Source organism: Microcoleus sp. D3_18a_C4 (assembly GCF_036702415.1).
Classification (GTDB): Bacteria; Cyanobacteriota; Cyanobacteriia; order Cyanobacteriales; family Microcoleaceae; genus Microcoleus.
The window spans coordinates 1-12,734 of record NZ_JAUBTI010000147.1; the positions used below are offsets into that span (position 1 = coordinate 1).

The window sequence follows — 12,734 nt, forward strand, 5'->3', positions numbered from 1 at the left end:
TTATTGTAGTGCGAGCGTCCCCGCTCGCGTATTGTACAATACGCGAGCGGGGACGCTCGCACTGTAAATGCAAAACTCAGATGCTCCCCTTTCTGACTAATGACTAATGACTAATGACTAATGACTAATGACTCCTGACTCCTGACTTAAACTTTCGCTTCCAAAGACTTGAGAAACTCAGTATTTACCCCCGACTCCCGCGTCAGGGCAATTTTCCCAGTACGAGCAATTTCCTTAATCCCAAATCTATTCAGAACCTGGACGATCGCCACCATTTTACCGGGATCTCCGACAACTTCTAATGTCAGCGTATCATCACCAATATCCACCACTCGCGCTCTAAAAATTTGAGCTAACTCAATTATCTCCGATCGCGTCCCGCTAGCAGCATTAACTTTCAGCAACATCAACTCCCGTTCCACACAGGGAATTTCCGTTATATCCTGAACTTTAAGCACGTTAATCAACTTGTACAGTTGCTTTGTCAACTGTTCGATAATTTGGTCATCTCCGGGTACAACCATCGTAATCCGAGACACTCCCCCTTGTTCCGCCGGGCCAACGGCGAGACTTTCAATATTAAAACCCCGACGGGCAAACAAACCAGCAATTCGAGTGAGGACACCCGCTTCATCTTCAACTAAAACCGAAAGAGTGTGTTTCATTTCTTCAAAAAAGACGCATTTCGTGCAATTCTACTTTCGCCAATTCGCCTTTTAGCAGAAGTGCACGGTCATTGAACCTTCATTAAACAATATGTTTGGCTCAAAATTCTTCAGGTGTTGTCCCTGACGGGGACTGAAATTTTGAGACCAATTGGTCTCAAAAATCCTTCAGAGAAAAACCCGGTGTTGCAGTGAGGGCATTTGGCGGCGGACTTGTTCTAGTCGATCGGGATTAATTTCCGAAATTTTGAGACCAATTGGTCTCAAAATTCCTTCAAAGAAAAACCCGGTGTTGCAGCGACGGCATCTGGCGGCGGACTTGTTCTAGTCGATCGGGATTAATTTCTGCAATCGCCACACCCGGTTCCTCTCCAGCATCCGCCAAAACGGCACCCCAAGGGTCTATAATCATCGCGTGACCGTGAGTTTGACGGCGGCCGTAGTGGCGACCAGTTTGTGCAGGGGCGATCGTATAACAAGTATTCTCGATCGCCCTAGCTTGCAACAAAACCTTCCAGTGATCCTTGCCAGTGTAAGCGGTAAACGCCGCCGGCACGAACAAAATATCGGCCCCTTTGTACGACAAATGCCTGTACACTTCCGGGAACCGCACGTCATAGCACACCGAAAGTCCCAGCGTCCCCAAATCCGGCGACACATAAACAGGCGGCAAATCTTCACCAGCTTTCACAGTGTTCGATTCCCTGTAAGTAATGCCGTCTGGCACATTCACATCGAACAAATGTACTTTTCTGTACCTTGCCACTTCCGTGCCGTTTGGGTCTACCAGCAAACAAGTATTGTATACCTTCCCCCCCTCCGTCGGCACTGGAAATCCGCCGCCCAGAATCGTTACCTGGAATCGTTGGGCCATCGTTTTGAGAAATTTTTCGCTTTGGAGCCCGATCGCCTCTGCTGAAGCAATCTTTTCCTCCTCTTCGCCCATAAACGAGAAATTTTCTGGTAAGGAAACTAACTCCGCACCCCGACGCACTGCCAGGTCGATTAATTCCTCTGCCTGAACCAAATTTTTTTGCAGGTCAGGCAAGCTAGTCATTTGAATTGCTGCGGCGAGATAAGACTTCATCGATTCCAAATATTAGTCATTAGTCAGTTGTCAGTTGTCAGTTGTCAGTTGTCAGTTGTCAGTTGTCAGTTGTCATTAGAAACTAATTGAATAACTAAATATTTGAGACTCTGGGCTTTTTCCCTAGTGTGCGCTGGTCTTCACCCAACTGTTATAGAAGTTTTCAACCGTTGTGAGGTATGCCCTATGCCCTAGGCCCTATGCCCTATGCTCGCTTCATGTTACTGAGAAATGCTATAGAGTTTGAGAGTTTTGATATTTGAGCTTTAAATTAACCGGTAACTCATCACTCAAAACTCAAAACTCTCAACTTTTTCTCCTAGGTTTTGCAACCTAATTTGCCTCAAATCTTAAGGCATCGGATGGAAAAGCAGGTCGGGGAAAAAGCGGTTAAATTCAATTAAAGCCGCGCCTTGAATAGATAGCCAAAGGATAGCCAATACTGGTGCGGTCGAAAGAAACTTGACAAAATATTGCATGAATTCTGCTCCTGAAAATTCGAGACAGTTGGTAATTGCCGATCGGTAAGCGCGCTAATTGCTAATTTCTAGTTAATTACTTAACTGTTAGCTATTAGCTTTTCTCCATTTCCCAATTTTAGCGGGGGGAAACAGTAATTTCGTCGTCCTTGGCAAACATTTCACCGCTGGTGATTGATGTGAGAGCTGCCAGAGGCCATAAAACGCCGCTCAGCATACATTTGATTGCCAAAGGAACGTCGATAATAATCTCTTTTTCCTCTGGGGTTGCGGATTTTTTGGTAACTTGCAGATAAGAACGGCCTACCCAACCAATCCAACCTGCCATATACAAGAACAGTATGCTAGGAATCAAAAAGTCCCCTGCTTTGCTCAAGTTGCCGTCTACGATTAAGTGCGGGTATCCTTCCGGGCCGCACATAGCTTGAGAATAGCGATCGAATCTTGCTTTCGCAGATGCCGGGTCGCCATTGGTTGAACGTGCATTTTTAGCCAGTTCCTTGAATTCGGGAGAGTCTTTGCACGGCACTAAATTGTAAGCCGAAGCAACTGGAGCAAAACTGATCCAGACACTCAACACTAAAATTGCAGCAAACAATCGTCGCATGGAATTGTTTCCTTTTGTTACAAAACAATAAGTTTTTGTACAAGCATTTCAACTTGCCGATCTGGAATCCAGATTACCGTGTTTGTTGACAGTGTAAAGTATCCACCATTAATGCGGCAAAGCCCAATAGAATGAGGGATTCCCGTTTTCATAGGTCAATGCTGAGCTAGCAATACCGCGAGGATATTCCTTCATGGCATCAGATGATGGCCTTACCTGTCGATCGGGCAAAAATCCCTTAACAATAACCTGAGTACAGGTTGAGCGGGGGACTTGCGCCGAATTAGTTAAGCTAGCAATAACTAACCTATCAAATAAAATTAGCAGTTAATGGCAACCATTTTCGCAATCGAAACAAGTTGTGACGAAACAGCAGCAGCAATTGTTAAGAATCGTCAAGTTTGCAGCAATGTTGTAGCATCACAAATTAAAATCCACGAGCAGTTTGGTGGGGTAGTGCCCGAAGTGGCTTCGCGGAGTCACCTAGAAATGCTCAATCAGGTAATTGCCCAGTGTCTCGGTGAAGCAAACCTGAGTTGGTCAGAAATTGACGGCATTGCAGCGACTTGTGCCCCCGGTTTAGTAGGTGCATTGTTAGTCGGGCTGACAGCGGCGAAAAGCTTGGCAATAGTCCATCAAAAACCTTTTTTAGGCGTCCACCACCTCGAAGGGCACATCTACGCTTCTTACCTTACCGAACCAGACTTGCAGCCACCGTTTTTGTGTTTGTTAGTTTCCGGGGGACACACTAGCTTCATTTACGTCAAAGATTGCGGCGTTTATGAAACAGTAGGACAAACACGCGACGACGCCGCCGGCGAAGCTTTTGATAAAGTCGCGAGACTGTTGCAGCTAGGATATCCCGGCGGGCCGCTGATTGACAAATTGGCCGCCCTTGGCAATCCCCAAGCATACCCTCTACCAGAAGGCAGAATTTCCTTGCCCGGTGGCGGCTACCATCCTTACGACAGTAGTTTTAGCGGCTTGAAAACCGCAGTTTTGCAATTAGTGCAGAAACTCAAGAAACAAAATAACAATGTGGGTGAGGAAGGCATCTTGCCTGCCTCTACAATTAATGATATTGCGGCCAGCTTTCAGGAAACTGTAGCTAAGGGTTTAACAAAAAGAGCGATCAACTGTGCCGTAAATTTCGGGCTTAGCACTATTGTAGTGGGTGGGGGAGTTGCAGCAAACAGCGGACTCCGAAAACACTTACAAGCAGCCGCAGGAAAACACAACTTGCGGGTATTGTTTCCGCCATTAAAATATTGTACAGACAACGCAGCAATGATTGGCTGTGCGGCGGCAGAACACTTGCAGCGAGGACACACATCGCCCCTGACTTTGGGAGCAAATTCAAGAATGGCTGTCAGCGATATTATGGAACTGTACAATTTGTAGTAGTAAAAATAAGTTTGTCTCCTAGTTCCCAGACTCTGCTTGGTAACCAGAAGACAGTTAATACCAATTTAATGTGAAGTTGTACATATCTCGATCCCCCTAAATCCCCCTTAAGAAGGGGGACTTTGAGAAGAATCTTGTCCCCCCCTTATTAAGGGGGGTTAGGGGGGATCAGATTCTATGCTCAACAGTCAACAGTCAACAGTCAACCCAACGATGAAAATCCGCGACGCAGAAGAAAGCGATTTGCCAGCAATTGTGCAAATATACAACGCAGCAATACCGGGCAGAATGGCCACAGCAGATTTAAAACCAGTCTCAGTCGAAAGCCGCCTTCTGTGGTACAGAGAACACTCTCCCAATTCCTGGCCGATTTGGGTAATGGAATCAGAACAAAATATTGTTGGCTGGCTGAGTTTGCAGATTTTCTACGGCCGCGCTGCCTATCAGCATACAGCAGAAGTTAGCATCTACGTCGCACCCGATCGCCAACGCTGCGGAATCGGACAAAATTTATTGCAATCGGCAATTCTGCGGAGTCCAGAATTGAAGCTTAAAACTCTCATAGGAATAATTTTTGCTCACAATCAGCCGAGTATAAGATTGTTTGAGAAATTTGGCTTTCAGCGGTGGGGATATCTGCCACAAGTTGCCGAACTTGACGGCCTTGAAAGAGATGTCGTAATTCTGGGTTTGCGTTGTCTGTAGGAACTGAGATGTTGTACCATTCTTAAGAACAGGCAAGATGCCTGTTCCACAAGAAAATTCATCTCTTGTGGAACAGGCCGGAAAGCCTGTTCATAAAAGGATTATTGACAAGGCTGCGATATGAGATGTTGCACCATTCTCAAGAACAGGCTTTCCGGCCTGTTCCACAAGAAAATTCATCTCTTGTGGAACAGGCCGGAAAGCCTGTTCATAAAAGGATTATTTACAATGCTGCAACATCTCTGTAGGAATTGATATCTATTCCGGTGCCACCGGAATTGATGCGATGTTTGCTCAATCTGCTAAAATTGTAATTTCATCCAAAGATGCGATCGCCACATCAGCATTTTCCAAATGACTAACCTCGGCCTTTCCCCAACAAATCCCGATACAGCCAGCCGCGCCCGCATTTTTACCCATCTGAATATCGCCCGCTGAATCTCCCACCATCAAAGTTGCTGCGGGATTTACTCCGAGTTTCTCACAAGCTAGCAAAAACAATTTCGGATCTGGTTTATGAAGCGTTGAATCAACTCCCATTTCTAACTGAATCCACTCGCTTAATGCGTGGTGTTTCACAAATTTCTGCACCGATTCTGTTGTAGCAGCCGAAAGAATTCCCAGTTTTAAACCAGCTTCCGAAAGATATTTCAGCACTTCCAAACTGCCGACAAATAAAGGAGAAACAGCACTATTTTTAAACATTTCGTCAGCTTCGTCAAAAGCGCGGCGCGCAATAGTTAAAGATTCCAGCCATCCCCTGCCGGTTTCGGCGATGTATCCCGCCGCCACAATCTCATTTTCCCTGCGGCTACCGACTGCTAGCAAACCCGTGGGGTCGATGCTGCCAGGTTCGATGCCGAAAGCCATTTGTAAAGGCTCTCCAACGCCCGGAATTTGAGCGTCTGCGAGGCGCGATCGCTTCATCCCCAACAATCTCAAAAACTCCTGAGAATCCTCTAGAGTGCCGTCTTTGTCAAAGATTACGGCTTGGATATTAGAGAAGGTAATGCCCCGACATTTAATAGTTACCAAGAATCTGAACTCCGTAATATTTATATCAGGACACAACAATGTTGTGTCCCTACAATATCATGTGCGATCGATTAACCATAATACAATACGCTTGGGTTAGTGTGAAAAAAACCGATCGTGCGTAGGTTGGGCCCGTGAAACGGAGGGTGCGCTACGCTCGGAGCCCACCTACAGAAGAGTATTGAACCATAATATGGCGGCCGGGGCGGGTTTTTGAGATTGTCAATTATTGGCAGGTATTGTTGGTGAACCCGCCCCTACGAAAATCGCGCTCGATGACCGGAGATCATATCAGTGGCCGAGGCGGGTTTTTGAGATTGTCAATTATTGGCAGGTATTGTTGGTGAACCCTTCGACTACACTCAGGGCATCGCCCGCCCCTCAAAGAATCACGATCAATTGACATGATTTCTGTAGGGGCGGGTTCACCCTGATCTTCAACACAAATCCCAAATTCAATAAACCCGCCCCGGCCGGATATTAGGATCGATCGACCGGACATGATATCATACAAAATATTTAAAATCGTCCTACTAAATTAGCCACCATTAATCCTAGTACAACCGGCTCGATCGGCTTAACAATATGCCTTTGAAAACCAGCTTCGATCGCCATTTCGCGTTCTTTATTGCCCGCATAGGCAGTCAGCGCCGCCGCTGGGATTTCTCCTCCGGCTTCCGCAGCAAGAGCTCGCACTTCTCGAATTAAGGAAAACCCATCTTCCTCTGGCATTCCGAGATCGGAGATTAGCACGTCATATTTGCCGGGATTTTCAGTCAAAGCAGCGATCGCACTTCTGGCAGATGCAACTGCCAAAACCTCAGCTCCGTAGCCTTCAAGCACAAATTGTAAGAAGTCGCGCGTATCTATCTGATCGTCTACGGCTAAGATGTGCAAGCCTTTTAGAGAGGGGACGCGATCGCTAGAGGCGTTTAAAGGTTCTACCAAAGCAGTTGACTTTAAATCGATCGCCGATTTCAACTCTTGAGGTAGCGAGCGCAACGGCAATCTCACAGTCATTGTAGTTCCTTGTTCCTCACCCGGACTTTCGGCTTGCACCGTTCCCCCGTGCAATTCAATCAGGTGACGCACGATCGACAAACCCAATCCCAGCCCTTGATTCTCTTTAACGCTGCTGGAATCGCCTTGATGGAAACGATCGAAAATATACGGCAAAAATTGTGCCCCAATGCCTTTTCCCGTATCGCTGACTCGAAGTTGAGCATGATTCTCGATCGCCGATAGGATGATTTCCACTCGTCCCCCCGCCGGAGTAAACTTAATCGAATTAGACAGAAGATTCCACACAACTTGCTGCAAGCGATGGGCATCCCCTAAAACAGTCGTAGAAATCAACTGCGAAACAATTTGAATGTTTTTTGCCTCGGCTGATAATTCAACCCCCTCCAGCGCAGCTTCCACCGCTAACCGCAGATCGATCGGACAAATGCACAGTTGAAGCTTGCCACTGGTAATGCGGGAAATATCCAGGATATCTTCGATTAACTGAGATTGCGCCCTCGCGCTGCGATCGATCACCTCTAGAGCCTTAGTAATGGCTGGTTCCTTCAGTTTCCCGGAACGCAGAATTTGTGCCCAGCCCAGGATCGGAGTCAAGGGATTGCGTAATTCGTGGGAGAGATTCGCCAGAAATTCATCTTTACTGCGGTTGGCTGTTTCTGCCTGGTGGCGGGCCAACTGTTCATGCAGTAATAACTGCGATCGTACTGTCTCAAACTGCTTGCGCTCTGTGATATCCTCGATCGACAACAGAATCATTAAAGCTTGGTCTTCTCGTTCAAGTTTACAAGCATTCAGCAGCAGGATTTTCTGCCCTATCTGGTCAAACAGGTGCTCCAACTCAAAGTTTTCAAGCTTAACATCACTCACCAGAATATCTTCCAAAATCCATCGCAATTGGGGAATATTCCACTGCCCGTTGCCTAGCTCAAACAGCGAATATTTTGCTGTTTCTGACGGTGACACCTGAAACATTTCATAAAACGAGCGATTTGCTTTATTCACTCGGAAATTAGCATCTAGGACGACTAAAGGCGTTTGCACAGTTTCCACAATGGTTTCAGCATAATTTCGGGCTTCCTCCAAGGTTCTGGCACTGCGTTTAAGAGCATCAATATCGAGCAAAACCATCACCACACCGTCAATCTGGTTTTCCGTTGTCCGGTAAGGACGAATGCGGAGGTTGTACCAATATCCCGATAAAGTTTGAACTTCTTGTTCTTTCGTCTGGAGAGTATCAATCACCTCCAAAATCATCTGTTCCAAGTCAGGAACGTTCAGAGTTGAGCGGATGTCGCTAAAGGGTCGTCCAACATCTGTGGGAATCACACTAAAAATTTGCTGTGCCGTTGGCGTAAAGCGTCGAATCTGTAAATCGTTTGTCAGCATTAAGATAGGGATATTGATACTCGAAAGCAAATTTATCAGATCGTTATTGACCAGGCTTTGTTCAATATTTCGGCTGCGAAGTTCCTCGTTAGTGGTAGTGAGTTCCTCGTTAGTGGCTTGAATCTCTTCTTTGGCCGTTTCTAACTCCTCGTTGGTGCTTTGCAACTCCTCGTTGCTCGAGAGGATTTCTTCGTTGGCAATTTTGATGTCTTGGTTGAGATTTTCCTGTTCCTCGATCACCGCTTGGAGTTGCGCTTGCACCGCAGTTTTGTCTTGGTAAGCGGTTGCAAGTGCCTGCCTCAGCAGCTCAATTTCGCGCACTAAATCAGCGTGCTCGAAGCTTTCAGAAGGGAGGGTGGTGAGGTTAAGCACCGGGGGTGAAGCCTGTTCAAATAGCACCAAAAAGTAGCGTCCTTCGACCGCCTGTGGCCCGAAGGGAATCACCTCAAAATTGACGATACTCGATCGTCCGCCCGATTCAACAACCGATACCCCTTCTTTCCTAACGGTCACGTTCTGCGTTTGTGCCTGATAAATAGCGGTGCGAAGCTCAACCAGCAAGCCTTCCCTTGCCATTGTCAGCAAGTTTAAGTCGGGCGTTCCGAAGGCCAGTCTCAAGTAAGGATTGATGTCTCCCCGCACTTGCAGGATGTTCATGAGCTCGTTGACAACCACACCTGCTAGGGCATAGCGATTCAAAATCAGTTGGTCTGTTTCTCGCTGTAAATCCAAGCTATTTGTCAAATTTTCCTTCACTCCCTGGCGTTCACGTGCTTTAGCTACGGGATAGGAACTCGGCGTAAACGAAAAAGTCGGACGAGTCGCCGTCAAGTTTTTGGCATAAATTTTAGATTTTTTATCCACTGAAGTAAACAAGTCTGAGAATTTTCCGGTGCTCTCAGAAGTGCCTAACAAGAGAAAGCCATTTGGGTTAAGACTGTAGTGAAAAATGGGCATCACTTTTTTTTGCAATGACTCTCCCAAGTAGATGAGTACATTGCGACAGCTAACTAAATCGAGATTGGAAAAAGGCGGGTCGCTACCTAAGTCTTGTCTGGCAAATACACACAGTTCGCGGACTGCCTTGCTGATTCTATAGCTACCTTCTTCTTGGGCAATAAAGTAGCCAGTACGTCGTTCTGGTGAAACATCTACCATCTGGTTTTCTGAGTAGACGCCAGACCTCGCTTTGCCAATTGCCTGTTCGCTAATGTCTGTGGCAAAAATCTGGATCGATGGCTGGATGACTCGATCGCCCAAAAACTCTAACAAGCAAATGGCGATCGAATAAACTTCTTCACCTGTCGAACATCCCGCCACCCAAATCCGAATCGGAGTTTCGGCCGATTTATTTTGGGTAATCGTGGGGAAAACCAGTTCTTTTAACTTTTCAAAGGCTTCGGGATCGCGGAAGAAACTGGTAACGTGGATCAAGATTTCTTCATACAGGGCTGTGACTTCAGCCGAATTGTCTCGAAGATGTTGGGCGTAATCATTCAAGGTTTCCAGCTTGTACAACACCATCCGTCGCTGGATGCGTCGAGCGATCGTGTTGGGTTTGTAGTGACTAAAATCAACGCCTGTGGTGGATTTCAGCAGCGCAAAAATAGTTGCCAGGGCATCTCCCTGTTCGGGCGATTCCTCAACTTTTGTCAGGGGAAGCGGGCCAGTCAGAAGGGGACTGCGACTATAGTTTCCCAGTTCCTCGGCAATTTTTTCCGGTGGCAGAATGAAATCGACATTGCCTGTCGCAACAGCGGTATTCGGCATACTATCAACTTTTGCTGTGTCTTGACATTGAGCAAAAGTCATGCCTCCGGCTGCTTTGATTGCCTTGAGCCCCAGTGAACCGTCTCCGTCTCCCCCGGATAAAACTACGGCGATTGCTTTGTGCCCGCGATCGATCGCCAATGAGGTAAAAAACGCATCTCCCGGCATATATTTGCCATAAATCTTCTCGCGCGGTGATAGTTGCAGCACGCCTTTACATACCACCATCTTGGTGTTGGGCGGAATAACGTAGACTTGATTGGGTTCTACAGCTACGCCGTCTTTTACCTCATTAACAGGCATTTGCGTCGTTCTCGCGAGAATCTCGCTCAGCAGACTTTTGTGATTGGGATCTAAATGCTGAATCAGCACAAACGCCATACCCGTATCAATCGGTAAATGGCTCAGTAACCCCGTGAATGCTGCCAAACCTCCTGCTGAGGCGGCAATCCCAACAATGGGAAAGGGGGCCTCGGTTTCGGCTAATTGTTCGCAATCGAGGGCGGCTGGTGCGATCGATTCGGGTGTATTTTCTGGAGATAATTGAGGAGAAGTCATAATGTGAAGTCCTCGACTTCAGTTATTTAAAAGCCAACATATTTGGTAAGCGTGTGGCTAAGTAATTCGGACTATTTGTATCAGAGCCTACTTAAGTAATCGGCATTATGAAGCTCCCTTAAGGATGAGCTACACTGTGGGAGCCATGAGCTGAGGGCGATCGAACAATTCTATCTGCTGTTGGGGCGAGTACAACAATAGGCTGGCAATAACCAAGTAGTATATCAGCTTTTGTACTTAGCTTTTTTCACTCACCAGTGTAGCAGACAGCGGGATTACTGATTCAGTATTAATTCTAGCAGTATAAGCGACTTGGGCGCCTTGTATTCCTTTTAAATCTTCTACTCGTTTTTGAATTTCGGAGACTCCAGCAGCTTTTAATGCTGTTAAAAATGCTTCGTCGCTGTAAACATCTTCGGAAAACGAAACTTCGTCACTTTTAGAAAGATTTTGAATGCGGGCGGCTTTGTTGACTGTCGATCCAAAATAGTCGATCGAATTATTAAGATTTACCAGCAAAGCCGTACCTCGGTGAATGCCAATCCTGACTTGAATCCACTCTTGTGCTTGGCGAGTGGAGTTATACTCTCTCAAACAGGCTACAGCACCAGCGGCAGCCATAATGGCTTGTTCGTTGCTGATAAAGGAAGCCATGACGGCATCGCCGATGGTTTTAATGACTTTACCGCCAAATTTCTCGATCGACTCAAAGAAAATTTCAAAATGATCGCGCACAATATTGTAAGCTTTAGTATCTCCCAGTGTTTCGTACATTCTGGTAGAACCGGTAATATCAGTAAACATAATAGTAATCGCCCGAATCTTGACTCGCTCTCTTTCCGAGATTACTTTATCGCCGAACAAACGCTTGTAATCCGGGTGATGAAGCAGTTGGATTCCTGACAGCCGCAGGGGCAGTTGTTCTACTTTCAATTCATCGGGCAATTCATCTGAATGCAAAATCAGCCCCGACAAATTGTGTTCGGTATTAGTTAATTCTATCTTGAGTTTTCCCGGACGCACGGCAAGCTCTTTTTTGTCGAAATCTGGGCCGGCCAACTGCTGGAGTTGAATTTCTTGTATCTCTTCTGTTTCTGCGCCTTCAACCTTTAAAATCCCTTTAGCTAAAGTCAGGGGACAGCAGTAGCGGTATCGACCTTTTTCTAAGCTAACAGTCTCTGATTCGGTGCAGTAGAGAGGTGTCACCAGTTGCAGTTTGCTCTGGAGTACGGGAGGGGGAGCGCAGACGGGCCGCAGTTGCGGGTCTTCGATTTCTTTGTTCAGGGAAAAAGTAACTTCGACACGATCGAGCAAATCAATTTTAAACTCGCGCTCGCACATCGGGCAAAAAGACATTTCTGATGTGTCTGCCAAATCCTTAAATTCTTCTGTAATCATGTTGCAGTGGGGGCAGTGAATATCCCAGTGCAAGTCGAAGGCACCGGCTTTCACTCCGTGCAGAAATTCGGAAGTAATTTTTTTAACATTCTTGACTGTATCGCCTGCTACGTAGTAAGGATTAATTCTCAATCTCTGCAAAATGTGGGAACCGGTTAACCAGTTTTCGATTTGGTCGATCGTTCCTTTGCTCGAATTGGGACGTTTTTTGAGCTGTTCTAATTTTTCTTTTAATAGTTCGATTTTCATGACTCACTTGCCTTTGAGCCTCATGGCAAGAAATTTCTAAGTATTATTTTGTGTAATTTGCTTGTCTAGTTTGTTTTTGCCTGAGAATGCTGATGAGTTTGCACTTGTGCGGATGTCCCTGATGTTTGTAAATCTTAACAAATTAGCAGCATAAAGGCTAGGTTTATTTAGGAAGATCGATCGCGCTGCCACTGGTTTTGATTCAAAGTGCGATCGGTGCATCTGCCTGCAGGAACATATTAAATTGTTGGTAATTGGTAATTGCTAATTGGTAATTGGTAATTGTCAACCACTAAGGATCGCGAATTAAATAACTTACAATTTTAATTGTTATTGTGGGATGGGCGTCCCGCCCGTCCTTTTTGGAC

9 protein-coding genes are annotated in these 12,734 nt (G+C 46.2%); 2 read left to right on the plus strand and 7 right to left on the minus strand.

Annotated features, from left to right (window positions below):
- Positions 1-146: 146 nt before the first annotated feature.
- The 4 genes from ilvN to QUB16_RS31160 all read right to left on the minus strand — a co-directional run bounded on the left by ilvN (position 147) and on the right by QUB16_RS31160 (position 2,838).
- Entirely contained in the window at positions 147-665 is a 519-nt protein-coding gene (gene ilvN, locus QUB16_RS31140; protein ID WP_041622928.1) for an acetolactate synthase small subunit, read from the minus strand.
- A gap of 274 nt (positions 666-939) precedes the next feature.
- Positions 940-1,752, minus strand: coding sequence for a carbon-nitrogen hydrolase family protein (locus tag QUB16_RS31150; protein ID WP_333322102.1), 813 nt, complete (start codon positions 1,750-1,752; stop codon positions 940-942).
- Positions 1,753-2,102: 350 nt separating this feature from the next.
- Positions 2,103-2,231, minus strand: coding sequence for a photosystem I reaction center subunit IX (gene psaJ, locus QUB16_RS31155; RefSeq protein ID WP_106151078.1), 129 nt, complete (start codon positions 2,229-2,231; stop codon positions 2,103-2,105).
- A 118-nt stretch (positions 2,232-2,349) separates the two neighbouring features.
- A complete protein-coding gene (locus QUB16_RS31160; RefSeq protein ID WP_333138816.1) occupies positions 2,350-2,838 on the minus strand; it encodes a Photosystem I reaction center subunit III in 489 nt (162 codons plus the stop codon).
- Positions 2,839-3,168: 330 nt separating this feature from the next.
- Between QUB16_RS31160 and tsaD the strand changes: the two genes are divergently transcribed.
- Together tsaD and QUB16_RS31170 are read left to right on the plus strand one after the other, a co-directional pair.
- The gene (tsaD, locus tag QUB16_RS31165) at positions 3,169-4,239 is read left to right on the plus strand and encodes a tRNA (adenosine(37)-N6)-threonylcarbamoyltransferase complex transferase subunit TsaD (protein ID WP_333322104.1); all 1,071 of its coding nucleotides are present in this window, start codon (positions 3,169-3,171) and stop codon (positions 4,237-4,239) included.
- Positions 4,240-4,455: 216 nt separating this feature from the next.
- Complete coding sequence (locus tag QUB16_RS31170; protein WP_333322112.1) at positions 4,456-4,947, plus strand: N-acetyltransferase family protein; 492 nt, start codon at positions 4,456-4,458, stop codon at positions 4,945-4,947.
- Between the two features lie 294 nt (positions 4,948-5,241).
- Here QUB16_RS31170 and QUB16_RS31175 read toward each other — a convergent pair whose 3' ends face one another.
- The 3 genes from QUB16_RS31175 to QUB16_RS31185 all read right to left on the minus strand — a co-directional run bounded on the left by QUB16_RS31175 (position 5,242) and on the right by QUB16_RS31185 (position 12,366).
- Entirely contained in the window at positions 5,242-5,982 is a 741-nt protein-coding gene (locus QUB16_RS31175; RefSeq protein WP_333322106.1) for an HAD family hydrolase, read from the minus strand.
- Between the two features lie 519 nt (positions 5,983-6,501).
- The gene (locus tag QUB16_RS31180) at positions 6,502-10,719 is read right to left on the minus strand and encodes a CheR family methyltransferase (RefSeq protein ID WP_333322108.1); all 4,218 of its coding nucleotides are present in this window, start codon (positions 10,717-10,719) and stop codon (positions 6,502-6,504) included.
- A gap of 237 nt (positions 10,720-10,956) precedes the next feature.
- A complete protein-coding gene (locus tag QUB16_RS31185; RefSeq protein ID WP_333322110.1) occupies positions 10,957-12,366 on the minus strand; it encodes an adenylate/guanylate cyclase domain-containing protein in 1,410 nt (469 codons plus the stop codon).
- Positions 12,367-12,734: the final 368 nt, after the last annotated feature.